18 protein-coding genes are annotated in these 23,454 nt (G+C 44.5%); 13 read left to right on the top strand and 5 right to left on the bottom strand.

Annotation, left to right across the window (positions count from 1 at the left end; all coding sequences use genetic code 11):
* From GZK95_RS16770 to GZK95_RS16750, 5 genes are all read left to right on the top strand, one after another.
* Positions 1-2,151: a heparinase II/III domain-containing protein gene (locus GZK95_RS16770; protein WP_075716259.1), complete on the top strand. Its 2,151-nt coding sequence runs from the start codon at positions 1-3 to the stop codon at positions 2,149-2,151.
* Positions 2,152-2,502: 351 nt separating this feature from the next.
* Positions 2,503-2,982, top strand: coding sequence for a hypothetical protein (locus GZK95_RS16765; RefSeq protein ID WP_075706107.1), 480 nt, complete (start codon positions 2,503-2,505; stop codon positions 2,980-2,982).
* Positions 2,983-2,996: 14 nt separating this feature from the next.
* Positions 2,997-3,923, top strand: a complete 927-nt coding sequence (locus GZK95_RS16760; RefSeq protein ID WP_075706106.1) for a tripartite tricarboxylate transporter substrate binding protein — start codon at positions 2,997-2,999, stop codon at positions 3,921-3,923.
* A 60-nt stretch (positions 3,924-3,983) separates the two neighbouring features.
* Positions 3,984-4,430 carry a tripartite tricarboxylate transporter TctB family protein gene (locus GZK95_RS16755; protein ID WP_075716258.1) on the top strand — a complete coding sequence of 149 codons (447 nt, stop codon included), beginning with the start codon at positions 3,984-3,986 and terminating at the stop codon, positions 4,428-4,430.
* 10 nt (positions 4,431-4,440) lie between these two features.
* Entirely contained in the window at positions 4,441-5,949 is a 1,509-nt protein-coding gene (locus GZK95_RS16750) for a tripartite tricarboxylate transporter permease (protein WP_075716257.1), read from the top strand.
* 76 nt (positions 5,950-6,025) lie between these two features.
* On the opposite strand, the gene GZK95_RS16745 is transcribed toward GZK95_RS16750, so the two are convergent.
* The 3 genes from GZK95_RS16745 to GZK95_RS16735 all read right to left on the bottom strand — a co-directional run bounded on the left by GZK95_RS16745 (position 6,026) and on the right by GZK95_RS16735 (position 9,122).
* Positions 6,026-7,384: an MATE family efflux transporter gene (locus GZK95_RS16745; RefSeq protein WP_075716256.1), complete on the bottom strand. Its 1,359-nt coding sequence runs from the start codon at positions 7,382-7,384 to the stop codon at positions 6,026-6,028.
* A gap of 76 nt (positions 7,385-7,460) precedes the next feature.
* Positions 7,461-8,177: a FadR/GntR family transcriptional regulator gene (locus tag GZK95_RS16740; protein ID WP_075716255.1), complete on the bottom strand. Its 717-nt coding sequence runs from the start codon at positions 8,175-8,177 to the stop codon at positions 7,461-7,463.
* Positions 8,178-8,345: 168 nt separating this feature from the next.
* Positions 8,346-9,122 carry an SDR family NAD(P)-dependent oxidoreductase gene (locus GZK95_RS16735; RefSeq protein ID WP_075706101.1) on the bottom strand — a complete coding sequence of 259 codons (777 nt, stop codon included), beginning with the start codon at positions 9,120-9,122 and terminating at the stop codon, positions 8,346-8,348.
* A 342-nt stretch (positions 9,123-9,464) separates the two neighbouring features.
* Between GZK95_RS16735 and GZK95_RS16730 the strand changes: the two genes are divergently transcribed.
* From GZK95_RS16730 to GZK95_RS16700, 7 genes are all read left to right on the top strand, one after another.
* On the top strand, positions 9,465-10,175 hold the full coding sequence (locus GZK95_RS16730; protein WP_075706100.1) for a FadR/GntR family transcriptional regulator: 711 nt from the start codon (positions 9,465-9,467) through the stop codon (positions 10,173-10,175).
* Positions 10,176-10,326: 151 nt separating this feature from the next.
* Complete coding sequence (locus GZK95_RS16725) at positions 10,327-12,189, top strand: putative nucleotidyltransferase substrate binding domain-containing protein (protein WP_075706099.1); 1,863 nt, start codon at positions 10,327-10,329, stop codon at positions 12,187-12,189.
* Positions 12,189-12,905 (top strand): 3'-5' exonuclease, encoded by a 717-nt coding sequence (locus GZK95_RS16720; RefSeq protein WP_075706098.1) that lies wholly within the window; start codon positions 12,189-12,191, stop codon positions 12,903-12,905. Before GZK95_RS16725 ends, GZK95_RS16720 begins: the two co-directional genes overlap by 1 nt.
* A gap of 16 nt (positions 12,906-12,921) precedes the next feature.
* The gene (locus tag GZK95_RS16715; RefSeq protein ID WP_075716254.1) at positions 12,922-13,824 is read left to right on the top strand and encodes a DMT family transporter; all 903 of its coding nucleotides are present in this window, start codon (positions 12,922-12,924) and stop codon (positions 13,822-13,824) included.
* A gap of 461 nt (positions 13,825-14,285) precedes the next feature.
* On the top strand, positions 14,286-15,473 hold the full coding sequence (locus GZK95_RS16710; RefSeq protein WP_075716253.1) for an iron-containing alcohol dehydrogenase: 1,188 nt from the start codon (positions 14,286-14,288) through the stop codon (positions 15,471-15,473).
* Between the two features lie 970 nt (positions 15,474-16,443).
* Positions 16,444-18,231 carry a sodium:solute symporter family transporter gene (locus GZK95_RS16705; protein WP_075713919.1) on the top strand — a complete coding sequence of 596 codons (1,788 nt, stop codon included), beginning with the start codon at positions 16,444-16,446 and terminating at the stop codon, positions 18,229-18,231.
* A 129-nt stretch (positions 18,232-18,360) separates the two neighbouring features.
* Positions 18,361-19,317, top strand: coding sequence for an AEC family transporter (locus GZK95_RS16700; protein ID WP_075706094.1), 957 nt, complete (start codon positions 18,361-18,363; stop codon positions 19,315-19,317).
* A 130-nt stretch (positions 19,318-19,447) separates the two neighbouring features.
* On the opposite strand, the gene GZK95_RS16695 is transcribed toward GZK95_RS16700, so the two are convergent.
* A complete protein-coding gene (locus GZK95_RS16695; protein WP_075713921.1) occupies positions 19,448-20,419 on the bottom strand; it encodes a DUF2860 domain-containing protein in 972 nt (323 codons plus the stop codon).
* A 612-nt stretch (positions 20,420-21,031) separates the two neighbouring features.
* Here GZK95_RS16695 and GZK95_RS16690 point away from each other — a divergent pair.
* On the top strand, positions 21,032-22,603 hold the full coding sequence (locus GZK95_RS16690; RefSeq protein ID WP_075713444.1) for an ATP-binding cassette domain-containing protein: 1,572 nt from the start codon (positions 21,032-21,034) through the stop codon (positions 22,601-22,603).
* 142 nt (positions 22,604-22,745) lie between these two features.
* On the opposite strand, the gene GZK95_RS16685 is transcribed toward GZK95_RS16690, so the two are convergent.
* A complete protein-coding gene (locus tag GZK95_RS16685) occupies positions 22,746-23,444 on the bottom strand; it encodes a type 1 glutamine amidotransferase (RefSeq protein WP_075713446.1) in 699 nt (232 codons plus the stop codon).
* Positions 23,445-23,454 lie beyond the last annotated feature (10 nt).

Below are 23,454 nucleotides of genomic sequence, written 5' to 3'. Positions count from 1 at the left end.
ATGAGCTATCAACCACTTTTACTGAACTTTGAAGAAGCGGCAGAATTAAGCAAAGCACTTGGCACGGATAGCCTATTAGGAAAAGCATTAGCACGAGACATCAAACAAACTGACGCGTACATGGCGCAAGTTGGTATTGAAGTCCCAGGCCACGGCGAAGGTGGTGGTTACGAACATAACCGCCACAAACAGAACTACATTCACATCGATCTAGCGGGTCGCCTGTTCCTTATTACTGGTGAACAAAAATACCGCGATTACATTGTGGATATGCTAACAGCCTACGCGAAGGTTTACCCAACGCTAGAAAGCAACACTAGTCGCGACTCTAACCCTCCAGGTAAGATCTTCCACCAAACTCTTAACGAGAACATGTGGATGCTATACGCTTCTTGTGCCTACAGCTGCATCTACCACACGCTGGAAGAAGAGCAAAAAACACTGATCGAAAACGACCTGTTCAAACAGATGATTGAACTGTTCGTAGTCACTTACGGCCACGACTTCGATATCGTTCATAACCATGGTTTGTGGGCAGTCGCGGCAGTGGGTATCTGTGGTTACGCAATCAACGATCAAGAAGCGGTAGACAAAGCACTGTACGGTCTGAAACTAGATAAAGTCAGTGGCGGTTTCCTAGCTCAGCTAGACCAACTGTTCTCGCCAGATGGCTACTACATGGAAGGTCCTTACTACCACCGTTTCTCGCTACGTCCAATCTACCTGTTCGCAGAAGCGATTGAACGTCGCCAACCAGAACTTAAGATCTACGAGTTCAACGACTCAGTCATCAAAACCACATCTTACGCTGTATTTAAGACTGCATTCCCAGACGGTACACTGCCTGCGCTAAACGATTCGTCTAAGACGATTTCAATCAACGATGAAGGCGTAATCATGGCAACATCGGTATGTTTCCACCGTTACGAGCAATCTGAAACACTGCTAGGCATGGCTAACCACCAGCAAGATGTGTGGGTTCATGTTTCAGGTAAAACACTATCTGACGCAGTAAGCGCAGCAGACAATATCAAACCGTTCAACTGGGGTAGTCTGTTCGTAACTGATGGCCCTAAAGGTGAAAAAGGCGGCGTAAGCATCTTACGTCACCGTGACGAGCAAAACGACGACACTATGGCACTGATTTGGTTTGGTCAACACGGCTCAGATCACCAGTACCACTCAGCACTGGATCACGGTCACTACGACGGTCTACACCTAAGCGTGTTCAACCGCGGCCACGAAGTGCTACACGACTACGGTTTCGGTCGCTGGGTAAACGTTGAGCCTAAATTTGGCGGTCGTTACATCCCAGAGAACAAGTCTTACTGTAAGCAGACTGTTGCGCACAACACAGTAACAGTTGATCAAAAGACACAAAATAACTTCGACACTGCTCTAGCAGAAACCAAGTTTGGTTCTAAGCACTTCTTCAAAGCTGATGACGAAAAACTGCAAGGCATGAGTGGTCGTATTTCTGGTTACTACGATGGCGTAGATATGCAGCGCAGCATCATTCTAGCTGAGCTACCAGAATTCGAAAAACCGCTTGTGATTGATGTTTACCGCATCGAAGCAGACCAAGAGCACCAATATGACTTGCCAGTCCACTACTCTGGTCAAATCATTCGTACTGACTTCGACTACAAAGTTGAAAGCACGCTCCGTCCTCTTGGCGCAGACAACGGTTACCAACACCTATGGAATGTAGGTTCAGGCAAAGTTGAAGGCAGTTCTCTAGTGAGTTGGCTACACGACAGCAGCTACTACTCACTAGTGACGAGCGCAACCAAAGACAGCGAAGTTTACTTTGCTCGCACTGGCGCAAACGATCCAGACTTCAACCTCAAGAGTGAGCCTGCGCTGATCTTGCGTCAGTCTGGTCAGAACCATGTATTTGCATCTGTTCTTGAAACACACGGCTACTTCAACGAGTCAATCGAGGCATCTGTTGGTGCTCGCGGTCTAGTTGAGTCTGTATCGGTAGTGGGTAATAACGAAGTAGGTACAGTCGTACGTCTACAAACGACGACAGGCAACACTTACCACTTTGCTATCTGTAACCTAGACGAAGATAAGCAAAACGCGACTCACAGCGTAGAGTTCGACGGTGTGACTTTCACTTGGGAAGGCGCATTCGCACAAATTTAATTGCTGAGTATCATACGCAGCTTTTAATGCACATGGGAAGTAAGTCAAAGCCGGGCGCAAGCTCGGCTTTTTTTGTGCCATTTCGCCCGTTCTTCCATCACACCTTCCCCGCCCGCTACACCCACGAATAATGGATACCAACAACTCACATAGGAATAATATAATAATACATAGATTACATTTATCAGCATTATGAATTATCAAATTTTAAAATAACTGAAACATGATCAACCGCACTAATACAAATCACTACAAGTGATCTACCTTACATTTCGTCAATTGATTAATACCCAGACAATAAATCATACAATATTATTCTTTATACGAATTCAAACTCTTCAAGGACAGCGTATGAGAAGCCATATTGAAATCGCTCAGGATGCCATAGATTTGGTGATGCCCGCCATTAGCAAACTATTTGAACGCACCAATCGTCAAGAGTTGCATATCGTGATCATGGACCCAAGAGTCAAGCCATGGGAGGCTTCTTTCGAAGAGGCTATTTTGTATCAAGCTTCACTCGGTAACCCTAATCAGTGGACAACACCATTTGACGACTTTGCCAGAAACAAAGCACGTCAGGCATGGCGAAGCTCTACCTCCAACATCGTTGCTCAAACCTTGCACACCTCGTCCCTATCTGATGATGACCTGCTCTTCTACGGCTCATTCACTTACGGTGACGTTGTTGTGGCATGCAGCGGTGTACAACAATGGTATGACATGCTCATCAGTGGCTGGATCGCCCTAGCATTTGAGCAAATTTGCATGAATGAGTACCAAACCAGCAAATCTTCAAACCCTACAAAAACATTAAGAACAACCCGTTAAGAAAGGTATCGAACATGAATAAACTTCTAAAGTCCCTACTTATCGCAGCAGGTATCTTAGTATCTGCCACCGCTATCGCTGCTGATTACCCAAGCAAAAACATTCGATTGGTCGTTCCTTTCGGAGCTGGTGGTGGCACAGACGCCGTTGGCCGTGCGCTCGCAAACTCAGCAAAGGATGTACTTGGCCAAAACATTGCCATCATGAACCGTACAGGCGGCGCTGGCGCTGTGGGTATGAGCTTTGGTGCCCAGCAACGTCCTGACGGCTATACATTGACTGTCGTCACTCGTGAAATTGCTTCTCTTCCTCAGATGGGGCTGATGCGAAACGATGCTGATGATTTTCGTATGATCCGCATGGTCAACCTCGACCCCGCCGTCGTTCTGGTCCACAAAGATAGCCCGTTTAACACCATTAATGACCTCATTGCTGAAGCGAAAGATGGTGACGGGAAACTGAAGTTTGCCTCAACAGCGGCACCTAACTTCTACCTAATGGCGCTGGAGAAGAGCCAAGACATCAAACTGAATGCTATCCCGTACAACGGTGCGTCAGAAGCAATTCCTGCGGTATTAGGTCACCATACTGACGTGACAATGGTAACGCCAGGTGAAGCGATTGCACAACTTCGCTCCGGTCAGTTAAAAGCACTGGGTGTGATGTCTGAAGAGCGCATTGCCTTTATCCCTGAAGTACCGACATTGAAAGAACAAGGAATTGATGTGGTAACAGGTACATGGCGAGGAATTGCAGCACCGAAAGACACGCCAGATGCCGTTATCGAAACGCTAGGTAAAGCATTCGACGAAGCGATGGCAAACCCTGAGTTTGTTCAGTTCATGGAAAAAGGTGCGATGACTATTCACAACCTTAATGCTCAAGAGTTCACTCAGTTTGTTCAAGAAGATACCAAAGCACTTGGCTCTCTAATCCAGTAATATCAGCACCAAGTCCTAGGGTGCAGAGCTCTGCACTCTAGGATCAACAGGGAGATAACTATGCTAAACAGACACCTTGTTTTTCCTAGTTTAATGATCGTTATTAGTACCTGTGTACTCTATATCATTCAACATTTCGACCAACCCCACTTCCAAGATGCCAGTGTCAATGCACAATTCTTTCCAACCGTTATTGCGATTGCTCAAATTGCTATTTGTATTGCTCTGATTGCTCAACACAAGCTGAAGAAAACCAATACCTCTCTCGTCACGCCACTGTTCACAAAAATGTCGCTCTTTGGCATTGCGTTTTTAGTGGTCTATGCCGTGGCAATTAATATCTTCGGTTACTTACTCGCCAGCTTAGTGGCATTCATTGCCTACTTGGCGATCTTCAAAGTAAAAAAGCCTCTCTACTATGTCGTTGCCTGTACGTTTGTCGTCAGCGTTTTCTACCTATTTAGTGAAGTATTTTATATCGCATTGCCTCAAGGCATTTTTTATTGAGGAATAAGCTATGTTGGAACATCTAATTAACGGACTGGCCACCGCATTCAGCCCAGATATTTTGCCAATCTTAATCTTCGGCGTTGTTGGCGGTACCGTACTCGGTGCATTACCCGGCCTAACGGCGACGATGGGTGTCGCGATATTATTACCATTCACTTTCGGCATGAACTCAACAGCTGCACTCGTGATGTTAATTGGCGTCTATATCGGCGGCATCTATGGTGGCTCGATTGCCGCTATTCTATTAAAAACACCCGGAACACCAGCGTCAGCCGCAACAGTGCTAGACGGTCATACGCTTGCCGCCAAAGGGCAAGCTGCTCGAGCACTAAGCATCTCGGCGGTCGCTTCTTTTGTTGGTGGTCTACTCAGTACTATTGTTTTAATCGCTATTTCGCCATTACTGGCTAACTTTGCTCTGCGATTTAATGCTCCAGAATATTTCGCCCTCGCACTGTTTGGTCTCACTATTATTGCCAGCGTATCGTCACAAAATATTCTCAAAGGGTTGCTCGCTGGTACCATTGGATTGCTCGTCTCAACCATTGGCCTTGATCCCATTAGCAGCGTCCCTAGATTTACCTTTGGCATCTTAGACTTGTACAGCGGAATCAACGTTATTCCGGTTTTGATCGGTCTATTTGCGTTGTCTGAAGCAATCAACCAAATTGAAAAAGTTCTCAAAGAAAAACAAGCCACTGTTGCCAAGTTTGACCATAAGCTGTTGAGCAAACAGGATCTTAAAACCATTTTACCTACCTCGGTAAAAAGTGGCTTAATTGGTACGGCTATCGGCTCCGTTCCCGGCGCAGGTGCCGATATATCAGCGTTCGTTTGCTATAACGAGGCAAAACGCTCAGCAAAAGATCCCGAAGAGTTTGGTAAAGGCTCACTGCATGGTTTGGCAGCAGCCGAATCTGGGAACAACGGCGTAACGGGTGGCTCTCTTGTCCCACTATTAACCCTAGGCGTACCTGGTGATGCGGTCGCCGCAGTGTTGTTAGGTGCACTCATTGTTCAAGGGCTCACTCCTGGTCCCCTGCTGTTCACTCAGAGCCCGGAAGTCGTTTACGGCGTGTTTAGCTCAATGTTAGTTGCCAATGTCGTCATGCTGTTGGTTGGCTTACTTGGCATTCGTTTTTTCTGTCGGATTATCGAAGTACCAAAGATCCTTATGATTCCAATCATCATCTTTTTGTCTGTGGTAGGAGCTTATGCTATCAACAACTCGATGTTTGATGTCGGTATTGCTATTGGATTTGGTTTCTTAGGATTCGTACTCGGTAAACTTGAGATACCGTCATCACCGATCCTCCTTGCAATCATCTTAGGCCCAATGGCAGAAACTAACTTACGCAAAGCCTTGCTTATGTATGACAACTCATGGTCATTCCTATATGAACGGCCAATTGCGTTAGGCTTTGTATTGCTTGCGATTTTCTCAGTGTACTCAACGCTAAAAATGAAGAAGAAAGCCAAACTGAGCGAAGCACAAAGCGCCACTGATACCCCATAGCTCTACCTAAAAAATGCCACCGTGTTTTGCAAGGTGGCATTTTTGCATCACATTAATTAACGACGAACCTCAACAACTAGTCATACATCAATGTTTCCGCTTTTTTCATATCAAACTCTTTTAGTGATTTTCTTGCGATGTACCTAAATGGCAAGGTTTTTACTAGTTCTTCAATCGGCATTGCAGCAAATGCCCAAAAAATCGGGCCATCAAAGTAAAATATAATCACAGCACAAAGGGGAATAGCCACCAACCATTGGCCTGTAAAGTTCACCTTAAACACCTCTGTGGTTTTTCCTATCGCACGTAAGATATGCCCGTGAACCGTGTTGTAACCACGCACAATAGGTAACGCAATGTAAAGAGGCGCAATTGCAGACAGGGCGAGATACGTTGACGCATCGAGATCTGGGTAAAATGACGGCAACATTAAGCTCAGGACTAAAAAGAACAACGCGGAAACAAAAGAGATCGCAACGGAGACATCAATACTCACATCAACATTCTTACGCAAATCACTTAGGCTTCTTGCGCCAATCGCTTGGCTAATGGTAATCGCGGAGGATAACGCCCAAGCCGTGATAAATTGTGTCCCCGCACGAATCCACGGCATAACAATAGTAATGGCAACATAGGCGTTAATTGAGAGCTGTGAGTACATCAACATATATACTGTCGCCCCTGCTTGTAGCATAGTCATATTGACCGCTACTGGGAATATCTCTTTGAAATGGTTAATGATGTTGCGCTTAAGCGATGAGTCCAAAGTACGTAACGACAAGTTTAGCGCTTGATCATAGTGCATACACAATAGCAGATAGATCATTCTAACAACGATGGCAATTAAGCTGCCTACAGCCGCCCCTTGTACCCCTAGCCCTGAGAACTCTGCTATCCCGTGAATTAAGATATACGAAGCGATTGCATTGACCGGCAGTTCAATCAAGTACCCCTTAAATGGCACTCTGGTTTTCGCTCGGGCATTAAATAGAGCAATCGCTACTTGTGTAATCGCATTAAATACAATGATGTACTTGGCAATCGAGAGATATTTTTGTGTCTCTGCTGACAATACAGAATCACTGGTAAGCCAGGCAATTATTGACTCGCCGAACACGCTCAATAAACACCAAAATAACACTGCAACGGCACCATTGATAAACAGCCCAGCCCAAAAGCCGCGATTAACAGAGGTTGAGTTTCCCGACCCCACTGCACGACTGAGTACCAATTGGGAACCATTGGCAAAAGCCATTTGAATACCGAGTACAAACGAGACGATCGTTGAAGCAATCCCCATCGCAGCAAGAGATACTTCACCTAACGGGGAAACAAGATACACATCTATCATCAGCATCGATTGCATCAAAAGTGCATTGAGCGCCAAAGGCCATGCCAATGAAAAGTTCTTACGAATATAAGGTCGGATAGACATCAGAAGGTTGCCTAATCAAGAATTATGATGGCAGTTTTACCGACACGAAACTCAGCAAAACTACCTAAAAAACCAATCAACCGTTTACAACTTGAGCAAGTCTCTGGTTTTCATCATTCAACAACAGATGAGAGGCTGAGCGAGCTTTTTCACTGTTGCCCGCCATGATGGCATCATAGATTGCTTGGTGTTCCGCTAAGCAGAAACGACCACCTTCAGCGGAATGATCAATAAAAAGTTTGAAAATAGTTGAGAGAATATTGCTAAACGGAATATAAAATTGGTTGCCCGTTGCTAAGAAAATGATTTGATGAAACAGATGGTCATTCTTACTCCATTCGTCATAATCAAACCGATGTGCCGCCCACGTCATTTTTTGGAAAATGACCGACAACTGTTTGCGCTGTTCCACGCTTGCGTTAACTGCCGCTAATGCACATGCTTCAGGCTCTATCGCCTTTCTCATCCCTAAAAACTGTGCCAAAAACGGTTCGGTATCTTCGAGGTCTTGAATCCACTCTAACAGTTGTGGGTCAAGAAAGTGCCAATGATTACGTGGGCGAATTGAGGTCCCTACTTTCGGCTTAGATTCAATCAATCCTTTAGCTGAAAGCAGTTTCGTCGACTCTCTTAGCGCCGTTCGACTTACCCCAAATGCTTCACACAAAGCCATCTCACTGGGTAGCTTCTCTGTTGGTTGTATCTCTCCGGATAGAATTTTACGGGCGATTTGCCTGGCAACCTGAACATGAAGCTTACGATGAGACTCCTCTACGAGTGAAAACTCTGCCATTTGACGTTCCTTTATAGTTATAAAACTAAGTCGCACTGTACTTAGCCAACCTCATATTCGACTCTCGCAGTCCCTTGTCGCGAGTAAACAGAGGCTTAAAGACCAAAAAAGCCAGACGAAGCTGGCTTTTTTGCTGCAGTGTATTCGTCTTAAACGAAACGACTTGCTCTATGGCGCCATTTGACCGCCGTTCACATCTAGCACTTGACCAGTGATGTAACCTGAACATGCATGTGAAGCAAAGAAAGCAAATGTTGGTGCCACTTCTTCGATACGACCAAAACGACCCATTGGGATGCTATTCGCGATTGCCGCTTTTAGCTCGTCTGTTTTGCCATCATGGAACGCAGTATCAATTGTACCCGGAGAAACAATGTTGAAACGGATGTTGTCTTTAGTGAACTCTTTCACCCAGTTGCGATGAATATCGTGCAACCATGCTTTAGATGCCGCGTAGATACCTGCGCCAACACCACCGCCTTCGCGAGCAGCAATTGAACCTGTGCTGATCACACAAGCCGTTTCGCCAGATGCCGCCGCTGAAGCGCGTAGGTGAGGAATAGAGAACTTGGTTGTCATTAGTGCAGAACGAGCATTCAGATCCATAACACGGTTATAAAACTCGTCGTCGATGTTCTCTAAGTTTTCACGACCACCAAGACCACCGGCGTTATTGATTAGTACGTCCATGCCACCGAAGTGTTGTGTAAACTCGTTGACTAGCTTCTCACACTCAGCCGTTTCCATTAGGTTGGCTTGAAAGAACTTCACCTCACCACCAAGTGCTGTAAGCTCAGTGACTGCAGCATCAGCCTCTGGACCAGAGATGTGGCTGTTAATACCAATTTTTGCGCCATATTTAGCAAATACACGCGCGGCTGCAAGACCCATACCTGCTGTAGAGCCAGTAATTAGAACGCGTTTACCTTTAAGATCGTTAAACATTACGGTTTACCTATCGTTAGTCGTTTGTGTAATTTCAATTAATAATACAATAAGATTTTTAATTAACAAGTCAAGACAGCCTAAAATGCACAGAACTCGGCTTTTGGCGTCTCTATTTGTGATTCTGGTCAAACAAACTAGACAGACCTCATTCATTTGTATGAATAATTAACGAGCAATTCAGATGGTCATTGTTATGAAATAGGCGCAAATGTTGCTATTTTGGAGCTAACACAAGGCAAAGAGGGTTGTCTATTATTACGTTAACATCTGCTTGGTGAGAAACCGAGGGAGTGTTATAGTAAGGCTAAAATAATACATATTTAACCAATAAGTGAGTTTATGTCTGGCGAATTTCTTTCAATCTCTGGCTCAAAACGCAGCCTGCATGTTCAGGTAGCCCGAGAAATAGCGCGAGGTATCCTGTCAGGTAAGTTACCGCAAGGCTCGATCCTCCCGGGTGAGATGTCTTTATGTGAGCAGTTTGGTATTAGCCGAACAGCGCTTCGTGAAGCCGTTAAGCTGCTAACCTCTAAAGGTTTGCTCGAATCACGCCCTAAAGTTGGTACACGAGTGATTAACCGTGCTTACTGGAACTTCTTAGATCCGCAATTAATCGAATGGATGGACGGACTGGCTGATACTGACCAATTCTGTCATCAGTTCTTAGGTCTTCGTCGCGCGATTGAGCCTGAGGCTTGTGCACTAGCTGCACAGCATGCAACGGCCGAGCAACGCATTGAATTATCTGAAACCTTCCAACAAATGGTTGAGATATCAGAAGCCGATGAGTTTGATCAAGAAAAATGGATGAAAGTCGACACACGTTTCCATAGTTTAATTTTCAACGCAACAGGCAACGACTTTTATCTCCCTTTTGGCAATATTTTGACGACAATGTTCGTTAACTTTATCGCTCACTCTTCTGAAGAAGGCAGTACGTGTATTAAAGAGCACCGTCAAATCTATGATGCAATCATGGCGGGTAACGCTGATAAAGCGCGCCAAGCATCAGCGAATCACTTATTAGATTCTAAGCACCGCCTCGCATAGTGGTGATTTTTATACCCTACCAAGAAGCACGCTCTCAAGCGTGCTTTTCTTTTTCTTGACCAGTCATACCCGTAAATTTGCAAAGATTGTAGAATACATAACGAAAATTTGGATATATAATAATACAAATATTTCACTACTGTAATTTGCAATGACTGACTCTCTTCTGCCAAACATCCTGCAATTTCTCGGTTCTGTCGATCCTTTTGATAAGATTCCCAAAGTTGCCTTGCGTGAAATCGCCGCTCATGTGCAAATCAGCTACTTGGGTAAAGGGCAAAGCATCGACTTATGCAACCCAAGTAAAGAGAAGTCGCTTTATGTCATTCGTACTGGCTCAATAGAGCAACGCAAGTCTGATGGCGTGCTTAGAGCCAAACTCGGCCCTGAAGATTTATTTGGCTTCACAATGCTGGGAGCAACTGTCGATAGTAACCAAGGCTACCATGCTATCGCGATTGAGAACTCCTTACTCTATGTCATTCCTCAACGAGTGCTCACATCCTTGTTTACCACCTACCCTGAGTGTGCCGAACATTTCGCATCTCAGGCTCAGTTGCGCCTTAAGTCAGGCTTAGACGTGGTGTGGTCAAACAAAGAAAAAGGCTTGTTCATTCGTCGGGTCGATGAGGTCGCGAGTGGTCACGTAGCAGTCGTGACAACCGAGCAGTCTATTCAGGTTGTAGCCAATGAAATGTTGAGTAAGTGCTCACCCTGCGCGGTGATTTACCAGCAAAACCAGATTGTCGGCTTAATCACTGACCGAGATATGACAAAGCGTGTCATTGCGCAAGGTATCAGCACAGAGCGGCCTATCTCTGACGTCATGACACCTAATCCAATTACCGTAAAACCGGATGATCTGGTGTTGCATGCCGCCTCTTTGATGATGCAACACAATATTCGTAACCTGCCTCTGGTCAAAGACAACAAAGTTGTCGGTGTCTTAACCACCTCTCACTTAGTTCAGAACCACCGCATGCAAGCCATCTTTTTGATCGAGAAAATCAAATATGCAGGCAGCGTTAAGTCACTTTCAAGCTTTACGCCGGAACGTCAAGCCATCTTCGAAGCACTAGTTGAAGGACGAGTCTCCCCTGAAATCATTGGTAAAGTGATGACAATGATCATGGACTCATACACGCGTCGTTTGATTCAAATCGCGGTTGACAAACTGGGGCCACCACCTTGTGATTTCTCGTGGATAGTGGCGGGTTCTCATGCGCGAAGCGAAGTGCATATGCTTTCAGATCAAGACAGCGCGATCGTTTTGAGTGACCAAGCAACAGAAAATGATCGCATTTACTTCAAGCATTTAGCCATGATTGTGACCAATGGCTTGGCAAGTTGTGACTACCCTCTGTGCAGTGGGAAGTATATGGCAGCGACACCAAAGTGGTGCCAGCCATTAAAGGTTTGGAAACAGTACTATAAAAAATGGGTCGCCAACCCCGAGTACGAACGCCTGCTCAATATCAGCGTATTTTTAGAGATTCGAACGATCTATGGCAATAGAGCGTTTGAGAACGAACTGCGCGATGAACTCCACAGTAATATTCGCAGCAACCGAGAATTCTTGGCATCACTGGTTAATGATGCTGTGAACACCAACCCTCCACTGGGGATTTTTAATAGCTTGGTGTTAGAGAAATCAGGAGAGAACAAGAAAACGCTTGATGTGAAGAAGTATGCGATCAACCTTATTATTGACTTAGCTCGAATCTACGGATTGGCGGTGGAATGCGATCTAAGCGCCACAGACGAACGATTCAAAGCGGCCAACGAGCAGGGAGTATTGAGTGAGGATGCTTATAAAAATATCCTCAATGCGTATCAGTTTATCCTCTCATTCCGCTTCGCCCATCAACTTGAAGCATTAAAACAAGGAGAAGAACCCAATAACCATATCGACCCTAATACGTTTGGTAGTTTTGAGCGCCAGCACTTAAAGGATGCATTCCGTATTATCGCAGACTTGCAAGAAGCGGCAAAAGTACGCTTTGGGAGTCGCTAGTGAAACGTTTGTTGAATTACTTTCACCCTTGCACCCAAATTCGCCGTGCTCAGGAGCGCTACTTAAACCAAGACACCATCCCCAATGAGATTCGAGATCTCGTGTCTTCAACGCCAGTTGCTGCAACGCAACTCGCCTGCGAAAGTGACTTCATTGTATTGGATCTCGAGACTACTGGTTTAGACTGCGAAGAAGATCTGATCCTTTCTATGGGATGGGTACTGGTGCGTAAAGGAACAATCGACCTTGCCACTAGCCAACATATGTACATCAACAGCGATTCCCAAGTAAAACCTGAGACCGCAGTGATAAATCACATTACCCCGCAGATGTTATCTGAAGGAGTATCGATTCATCACGCCATGCAATCGCTGTTCTCAGCAGCACAGGGAAACGTGTTTGTCGCTCATGGCTGTATGGTTGAAGCTCAATTCATCAACAAATATCTCGAGCGAGTAATGAAAGTATTGCCACCTCCCCTGCTCTGGATTGACACTCTAAAGATTGAGAAGAAGCTGCAAAAGGCTGTGAATGGTCAGCCCGATAGCGACGTAAGACTTTCTACCACTCGAGAGCGCTATCGCCTTCCAGAGTACAATAACCATAATGCTCTGGTAGATGCAGTTTCAACCGCAGAGCTACTGCTCGCACAACAACACCGAATTACCCCCGAAGGCAACACGACTATCGGCACACTTTATCGCCTCAGCGTCTAACCAAAAGATTTACTCTATGACCCAATCAAATGTCACGAAGGCCATCCTACTATTGGTGGTTGCCAATCTCGTCGCGTCTTTATCTGACGTCTGTCTAAAGATGCTCAATGGAGAAGTACCAACTTTTCAATATGTACTTATTCGCCAGATTATCAGTCTATTTTTCCTTCTACCACTTTGGCTAAGGCTCAATAAACCCGTCAGAAGAATGGGATGTGATTGGATAACATTTTGGCGTGCGCAGCTAATTTTAATTGGCAGTGCTTGCGCCATGGTCGCAATCACCCATCTTCCGTTGGCAACGGCCAACGCGATCTTTTATGTTGGGCCATTATTAGTGCTTCCGCTCTCAGTATTGTTTCTAAAAGAAAAACCGACACGAGGAAAAATCATCGCGACCATGATTGGCTTCAGCGGTGTGCTGGTTGTATTGAGACCAGAGCATTTTCATTGGGCTGCGATCATCGCACTTGGTAGTGCGTTAGCGATTGGAGTAGGCAATGTGCTAATTCGTCGTATGCCCCAAGAACAGCCGCTTATTTGCACACTATTTTGGACCACACTTATGACCATTCCGGGAGCGTTATTGTTTGCCTTCCCACAATGGCAGCCAATAAGCTGGACACACGTGATGTGGATTGTGGCGATCAATATTTTCGTTTTAGCCTATCATGCACTGGTTGTTAAGGCGTTTCGTCTCGCTCCAGCTAACCAGATAGCCTTGGCCGAATACTCTGGGCTTGCTTTCGTCACCCTCTTTGGCGTGATGTGGTTTAATGAAGTCCCAGATCTCCTTACTGTGTTAGGCATTGCACTGATCGTGTTACCGATGATGCCCGTTCAATGGCGCAAACTACTGCGAGGTAAAGGCGGTCATAACGCTGACATACTCAATAAAGAGCGCGCAGAGCAAGCTTAGCCTTGCGTGTTGCTCTCCATCTAACCTAGGCAAGCTCGGCAACTTCATCGCTTAGCTTGCTTGTCCCCTTGCAACACATTGACTAAATTAATACTACAATTAATCATATACCAGCGTTATCCAATTATGAACATCAACATAAGCTCTAATCGAACAATTAAAACCATAAAATATAAAACAATGATTAATAAGAAAAAATAAACTTACCATTGATAATCTGCAAGATTAAAGTGTGCTCTGACGCAAAATTTACCAAATCACCCATTCCATTTTATTTGTATTACAATATACTTAATACAAGTCATAAGTAACGTTGTTACTTTCGTTTTCTGACGTAAGCGTGTTTACGTCAACCATTCACTCTTTGATTCACCGTTATGGTGAGTTAAAGAACATACGTCGGTAATCAGCTCAAGAACACTTGGCTTATCGAACGTTGGATTACATTGAGGAACATATTGATGCAAGATTTTGCGTGGAACTTCCAAACCAAGCTGGTTTACGGCCCTGGTAAGTTGGCAGAAGTCGGCCAAGTTGCAAAAGGACTAGGTAAAAAAGCGATGCTTGCTACTTACGAAGCTAACGCTACATTTGCACCGGTTATCGATAAAGTGATCAGCTCTCTTGCCGCAGCCGGTGTTGAAGTCGTGACATTTACTGAAATCGAACCAAACCCTCGTGCCCACACTATCGATAAAGCGATTGAAATCTTCAACGCTGAGAACTGTGATCTTGTGATTGCTCTTGGTGGCGGCTCAGTGATTGACGGCTCTAAATACATTGCAGCGACCTCATACAGTGGTGGTTCATGCTGGGATTACGTTGTATTAGGTGACCGTACACCACGTGAGTATACAGGTGCATTCCCAATTATTTCGATTCCAACTGTTGCCGCATCAGGTTCTGAGTGTAATGCAGGTGGCGTTCTGACTAACTGGGAAACGAAAGAGAAAAGCTTTAGCCGCAGCGAGTACCGTATCCCTAAAGTTGCGATTTTGGATCCGGAGTTGCATACGTCATTGCCAGACTTTATCACTAACGAAAGCTGCATTGATATCTTCTCACACCTAATCGAACATTACCTTTCAAGCGATGCTGACTCAGGTTTCGCAGACCGCTTAACTGAAGGCATGATCTTAAACTTAATGGATAATTTTGAGAAAGTTCAAAAAGATCCAACTAACCTAGACGTTCGTGGACAATTAGCGCTTTGCTCTATCTTCGGCTGGTCAGGTATTCAAGCACTTGGCCGTTTGGGATCCATTCCAATGCACTCTATCGAGATGCCATTGTCAGCTCATTTTGATGTACGCCATGCTCGCGGAATGGCGATGGTTGTACCACCATATCTAGAGTTCTTTGCCGATGTACGTCCGGATCGTTGGGCACAACTTGCTCGTCGTTGTTTCGGTGTGGTTGAACAAGACGATCAAGTCGCAGCAAGAATGCTATCAGTGAAAGTGAAAGAGTGGTTTGAGCGCACCGGTATGTTAATTACGCTATCGGATGACAACATTCCTGAAGACAAATACGAAAAAATGGCTGACGACGTAATCCGTATGTTTGCGATGCCAGGAACCAACACGATAGCAGGCGTGAAGCCAATTACCAAAGAAGAGATCATTGAAGTCTATAAGCTAGCGAAGTGATCTCGTTACACCTAACAATAGGTGAAATCAAATAGCGATATATAACGACATATAGCGGGTTCAATTGTCTTGTCGATTAACTGACAAACGGATGACGACGACACTTTATTTGGCGTGGTTAGAGCCAAATAAAGACCTCGCATCCGTCTCCATGTTGGCGGCTCTACATCTTTTGAACTGCACAGGTAAGTACTGCTCACCCATCAAGTATCTACCTTTTCACCCGAGAGTTACAGGCACTCTCGGGTGTTTTTTTATCTAAGACCTGCCACAAATAAACAAACCACTCCGTTTAGCATAACGCCACACTATTTTAATATACTGCTGACTAGTGGCTGTCGATGCCACATCTTCTCGTCTTCGCTCTGTTGTTGCCACATTCTGCATCGCTTACACACCACTCGGCTGTCGTTTCTGCTCACTCCTCGCAGGTCAATTTGTATGATTTATCATGAAAGCAGGGTAATTATTAACCACTCCAATCCTATTTTGACCTTCAGAAACCCGATAACCGGCAGTTCTTAAGCTCCCTACTCCACCATCACATTCAAGCCATAGTTTTCCAGTTAGTGATAATAATTAATAAGTCTCATCAATTTCGCTGCACATTATTACAAACACACCCCCATTTAGTGATGAATTTCGCCATAAAGATGCAAATAAACCGTGAAAAACAACAAATGAAAAATCATACAAATAAGCAAAATGTATAACAAATATTTCGATTGGTCTCGATAAAATATATTTCTCACCAAAAGTTCAATCTCCACAAATTCAACATAAGTTATTGTTTAAGTTAGTCTTTATGTCTACACTTATATCAATATACTTTTAATCCACTGCTAATGCGTTAAAAGATGGATTTTCAGTATTTATCACCCCATCACACATTTGAGTTATTGTACTACAAATAAAAAATTGAACGGATAATATAAGCCTCAGAAATTAATGACTAAGAGAAGGTCTAAAAATGGAACTCAACACGGTTATTGTCGGCGTCTATTTCCTATTCCTTATTGCGATAGGTTGGATGTTCCGTACATTTACAAGCACAACTAGTGATTACTTCCGCGGGGGCGGTAACATGTTGTGGTGGATGGTAGGTGCAACTGCGTTTATGACTCAGTTTAGTGCTTGGACGTTTACTGGTGCGGCTGGCAAAGCGTACACTGATGGTTTTGCTGTTGCGACAATTTTCCTAGCTAACGCGTTCGGCTACCTGATGAACTACCTCTACTTCGCACCTAAGTTCCGTCAGTTGCGTGTTATTACACCTATTGATGCGATTCGTATGCGTTTTGGTAAGTTTAATGAGCAAGTGTTTACTTGGTCTGGTATGCCAAGTAGCGTTATTTCAGCAGGTATTTGGCTAAACGGCCTTGCGATTATCGCCTCTGGTATCTTTGGCTTCGAAATGAGCACGACTATCTGGATCACCGGCTTGGTTGTGTTGCTAATGTCAGTAACAGGTGGCTCATGGGCAGTTATCGCTTCTGACTTTATGCAAATGGTCATCATCATGGCGGTAACTGTTACGTGTGCGGTGGTTGCGATTGTTAAAGGCGGCGGTATCACTGAGATCGTGACGAACTTCCCTGTACAAGAAAATGGCTCATTCGTTGCGGGCAATAACCTGAACTACTTAAGCATCTTCGGTATTTGGGCTGTATTTATCTTCTTGAAGCAGTTCTCTATCAACAACAATATGCTTAACTGTCACCGTTACCTTGCAGCGAAAGACTCAAAGAACGCGAAAAAAGCTGCACTACTAGCGTGCGTGCTAATGACCATGGGCGTGTTTATCTGGTTTACGCCGTCATGGTTTATTGCAGGTCAAGGTGTCGATCTTGCGGCTCAATACCCTGAAGCGGGTTCTAAAGCTGGTGACTTCGCTTACTTATACTTTGTAGAACAATACATGCCAGCAGGTATGGTAGGCTTACTGATCTCTGCAATGTTCGCTGCAACCATGTCTTCAATGGACTCAGGTTTGAACCGTAACTCAGGCATCTTTGTAATGAACTTCTACCTACCCGTTCTGCGCCCAAATGCGACGGAAAAAGAGCTGATGTTCGTTTCAAAAATTACCTCAACCGTATTTGGCCTTGCCATCATTCTTATCGCACTATTTATTAACTCGCTAAAAGGTCTAAGCCTATTTGACACCATGATGTATGTGGGTGCGCTAATTGGCTTCCCAATGACTATCCCAGCGTTCTGCGGCTTCTTCATCAAGAAAACGCCAGACTGGGCAGGTTGGGGAACACTTGTTGTGGGTGGTTTTGTTTCTTACTACGTCGGTTTCATTGTCACTCCAGACATGATCCAAAGCTGGTTTGATCTACAACCTCTAACCGCACGTGAGTGGTCAGATCTTAAGGTTGCAGTGGGTCTTGTTGGTCACCTAGTGTTTACCGCTGGCTTCTTTGCACTATCGACTCTATTTTACAAACCGCTCGAAGAGAGCCGTCAGAAAGACGTTGACCGCTTCTTTGATAACCTAGCAACTCCACTAGTGTCAGATTCAACTGAACAGAAGAAGCTAGATAACAAACAGCGTCATATGTTGGGTTCTCTAATCGCCGTATCTGGCGTGGGTGTTGCATTGATGGCTCTGTTACCAAATGAGTTCTGGGGAAGAATGATCTTCGTATTCTGTGGTGTAATCGTACTTGGCGTTGGTGTGCTGCTAATGAAAGCGGTGGACGCAAAAGTCGACAAAGGCCCAGTCAACGTCCCAGCGACTGACAATGCTTAACAAATATAAACGACGAGGCGGTTGATGATTCAACCGCTTTTTTTTACCCCATTTTCCTCTATTAAAGTAAGGACAACTTGTGGTTTAATTGTATGACAAATTAATATCACTACCCCAACGGAATGATTCATGGATGTCGTTTTAAACCAACTGCAGTTTTCCCTCTCTATCACAGGTCCAATTTGCTTAATGCTGATTTTGGGCGTGATATTCAAACGAATTGGCTTAATCAACGACAACTTTATTGAGATCGGGTCGAAGTTGGTATTTCAAGTGACACTGCCAGCAATGCTGTTTCTCAGCATCGTTACCGCAGAACATGATTTCTCAGCCGCCAGTCACTTTATTAATTACGGCATACTGTCTGGCATTGCCTTCTTTATCCTCACCTTTATCTCCGTCAAACTGCTGTTTCGTGATTCACCAGATCAAGGGGTGATTATTCAAGGTGGGTTTCGTGCGAATACTGGTATTATTGGTATCGCTTATGTGGCAAATGCTTACGGCGCTTCGGGAGTAGCACTGGGTGCATTGTATGTCGCTGCCACTACTTTCCTCTACAATGTTCAGGCCGTTATTTGCTTATCGCCAAAGGGCTCAGTGTCGGGAACTCAGGCACTCAAAGTGATGGCGAGAACGTTAACCAAAAACCCGTTGATTATCTCAATTGCGCTTGGCATGGTGGTCTATGTACTTTCTATCCCTGTTCCGGAAGTCATTGTCGATGCCGGTAACTATCTATCGAAAATGACTCTGCCTTTGGCTTTGCTTTGTACCGGAGGATCACTTGATTTAGGGACGCTAAGAAAGGAGAAAAGCGCATCTTGGTTTGCTAGTAGTTATAAACTCGTGATGGCCCCTTTGCTGGTGACGATTGGCGCCTATCTTTTGGGTTTTCGCGGTTTAGAGCTCGGTATATTGTTCTTTATGAATGCCTCACCCGTCGCGGCAGCCAGTTATGTGATGGCGCGCTCTATGGGGGGCAACGCGACACTCGCTGCCAATATCATTGCTTTTACCACTGTACTATCGACCGTCACTTGTACTATTGGTGTGATTGTTCTGTTGAGCTTGGGTTTGATGTGAGGTTTGGTAAACCTCTGACTATTGACAAAAAATAACCCCCAATAGCGACCGAACACTCGGCGAAAGCTTATTGGGGGCAGTCATCACTAAAACAGCTTAATAAGACGTTAAACCTTACAGGCTAAGCTTCTTAGAACTGGTAGTTCATACCAACAGACATGATGATTTCGTTTTTGTCGTAGAAATCAATGTTTGAGTCTGTGCTACCAAAACCAGCAAATGAGATGAATGACCAATCTTGCCAATCCATAAAGTTTGCGTACTCGTAAGCAGCAAATAGGCTCATTTCGTCATCTTCACGCGTTTTGTCAAACGCCACGTTAACTGCGTCGTAGTCACGAGTATTGAAACCAGCGGTTAGCGCAAACTGATGACGGTTTAAGAACTTGAAGTAGCTCAACTCAACGCCGTAGCCTTTGAATGAGTTTGCGTCGCCATCGGCATCTGAGCTAATGAAAGTCAGACGAGGTTTAAGCATCGTGGTTTGGTCTACCATGTATTTGTAGTCAGTTCTGAAGTAGAACGCATCTGCATCACGACGTAGACTAGGTTCAATAGCGCCTAGTTGGTCATTCTCAACATCTTTCGTTGCGTATGCCATATCTACAGAGAACTTAGAACCAGCGATGTTTTCCAGTTTAAGACGGTAAGCGTTGCCATCTTCATCCGTTGTTTGACGATCAATCGCTTGATATGGGTTAGCCCACACTTCGCCAGACATAATAGTTGGCAGAATAGATGCGTCGATGATCATGCCTGAAGCAAGTTGGTATTTGTAACCCATTTCGAACGCAAGCGTACCTGTCGCGATATCTTCACGCGAGGTACCCATGTAGAACTGTTGATTCAGACTTTCACCGAACGTGTAAGCTAGGTTACCTAGAGGTAGTAGCAAACCACCAGTAACAGCGTCGTTCGTTTGGTTTGGATTGTTTGGATCTTTTAGGTTTTTGTTGTCATCGTGAGTATTAAGGTTTGACTCGATAGAGTAAAAACCAGTGCTCAATGACACTTCACCAGAAAAACCTGCTGTTTCAGCAAGCTGAGCGCAAGCAGAACCACTCATTAGCGCTAGAGCAACTAGCGAAAGTTTAGTCTTCATAATTTCTCTTTTAATAGATAACCACTGGATAGACGCGGATACTATTTGCGTGCTATCGGCGCTAATTTTATTTAATTTTGCGCTAAAGTAAACTTTTAAGTTTACCCTTGAATAAAGGTTTCTATTATCAACAAATTTGCATTATCCACAGCACAAATTGTTTCATTTAACTGTAAATGCATACGCCGTTACCTGATTGAAAAATCGAGTAAATTGCAAAAAGTTGGGCGATATATTACTGATTCGCAGTGTTCGATCTGCTCCGAACTTACCCAACCACACTGTAACTACTGAACCCAAGTTCGTTTGCACAGACTGCTTTCCCATCTTCGTCCACTAAACTCTGTGCTCATGTGACGCTGCTCACTTGCGTTTCTGATCCAAAATCTAATACACTCTATGCATCATCTTTCAAGGAGATTACGCCAATATGAATAACTAAGCCTGTCATCCATTTCACTCTTATTTTGGATCCACAGGGTTAGTAGGCGTAGCTCACTTTCCGATTTTCCTTCGCAGTAATAACCGCTTGTCTTTTCACGACAATTAGAGTTACGCGATCGACATGTAAAAATGCTACGGCTGTTGTCCCTGTTAAACAGGAGGCAAATTATGCCAATATTAAACGCTTTCAATATCAGCCATCAATTCGATAACGGTGAGTTACTGTTCGAACACCTCTCTATTACGATGAACACTACACGCGTAGGATTGGTCGGAAAAAACGGAGTGGGCAAGTCAATTCTCGCTTCAATGCTCACAGGTAAGATCACCCCGTCTAGCGGCTTGGTCAATCGACCTAACTCCTTTGCCACTTATCATCAGCAACCATCTGAGCTGCTCTCGAATGATCTGAACATAGCTCAGTTTATTGGTAAAGATCGTATCCTAGAAGCGCTTCGTCAAATTGAAGCTGGTAACTGCGACAGTAGATGGTTCGATTTGATCAACGATGAATGGGAGTTAGAAGCTCAGTTAAGCAAAGAACTTTCCAGTATCGGGCTCCCACAAGATCCATACTTCCCTTGTGCGAAACTAAGTGGCGGGCAAATGGCACGCTTGCAGTTATGGCAACTGTTTAATAAACGAGTTGATCTCCTTATTTTGGATGAGCCATCTAACCATCTTGATAGAGAAGCAAAGCAATGGTTAATCGAGTCAATGAACCAGTTTGATGGCTCAATTTTACTCATTAGTCATGATCGTCAACTACTACAAGAAATGGATGAAATATGGGAGCTTAGCCGCCTTGGCTTACAGGTATTCGGCGGTAACTATGACTTCTATGCAACGCAAAAGCAGACTGAAAGACAAGCCGTTGAAAGACAACTCGCCAGTGTGAACAAACAGCAAAAACGTTTGGAGGAACAATACCAGCGAAACCAAGAAAAGGCAGCGCAAAGAGCATCTCAAGGAAACACATTACGAAAAAATGGCAGTCAGTCAAAAATACTCCTCGATGGTAAAAAAGAGAGTGCGGAAGGACGCGCCTCTAACCGAAACAAAAGTGCTCAGTTGCGCCAAGCTCACCTAGAGCGAAAAGAGCTTGCGTTGAAGTCGAGGCAAGAACAGCTATCGCCCCAAAAACTCTATTTGCTTGATACCCATAACCGTTCGCGTAAAGTGGTTTCAATTTATGATGGCATCCTTTCATTTGGCCGCAAACAACCGATCACATTGCAAATCTTCGCCAATGATAAGATGCATCTCTTAGGTAGAAATGGGAGTGGCAAGTCGACACTGCTCAAAACCCTACTAGGCAACTCAACCCTCTCTCAAGGAGAGTTGCAAGTAAGTACGCCACTGTATTATCTCGACCAACACTTTGGAATCATAAAGCACGAGCTATCTTTGTTGGACAACTTACTCGCACTTTGCCATGGAATCAAAATAAGTGATGCTCGTACTTTATTGGCCGGTATTGGCTTTCGGCGTGACAGTGTGCACCGCCTTGGTCAAACACTGAGTGGCGGGGAGAAAATGAAACTGGCGATGCTGATAGCCAGCCATCAAGCAACTCACCCCTTACTGCTGCTTGATGAGCCAGACAACCATCTAGATCTAGACTCGAAAATCATGCTCGCAGAGGCTTTGAACGCGTATCAAGGTGGATATGTTCTTATCAGCCACGACCAAAGCTTTGCCGAAGAGTCAGGAGTTAATCGTCACTTTGATTTAGATTAGAGGCTTGGTAGGGTATCGAGTACAACTGTTAAAAATTGATATGTAGGCATTGTATTATCGTATCTTGGTCGCCTTTTTATGCGAAATATAAATTATATGAATTAAGTAAAGACGGAGTGACATATCGTCACTCCGCTTTGTCTCAAAAAAACAAAAATTCATGAGCAAAACGATTAAATATAGAGGACGCTATAGGAGAGTCATCTAGCACCGTTGCCTGTTTCACCTGAACGGCGCCGAATCTCTCAATTCTCATCATCAATAACGCGTTGAAGAACACCCCACTAAATTCCGGATGGGCCTGTACTGTTAAAACTTGGTTTTTATACCGTGTAATATAGATTGGGCAAAACTCACTGCCTGCTAGTACTTCAAAACCTTTACCGGGTTTGACGACTTGATCTTGGTGAATGGCAATTAAGTTCATTCTCTGACCAGCCTTCAACTCACCAATATCTTGTTTCAATTCCACATCATAGGAGCCAAGCCCCCAGCCTTTCTCTGCTTTTTTCACCTCACCGCCCAACGCATGATTAATCACTTGATGTCCAAAACAGATGCCAAATAGTTTCCGCTTGGCATAAAAGGCCATACGAATATACAGAGTAAGGTGATGCACCCACTCCAAGTCATCATTAACTCCAGAGGGACTTCCACCGATAACATAAGCATCGCACTCATAAACATCTTCGGGTAACTCATGCTCTTGATAAACATTCCAGACCTTAACTTCGCCATACCTGTCTAAGTTCAACTGAGCTTTCAAGCAATCAGCGTAGTTTCCAAACTTTTCTATTAGCTCAGGGGCGACATCGCCACACAGTAATATTCCTATTTTCATTTTTTTGGCT

It is taken from the genome of Vibrio panuliri, assembly GCF_009938205.1.
Taxonomy (GTDB): domain Bacteria; phylum Pseudomonadota; class Gammaproteobacteria; order Enterobacterales; family Vibrionaceae; genus Vibrio; species Vibrio panuliri.
This window is presented reverse-complemented; position numbering and strand designations above follow the sequence as displayed.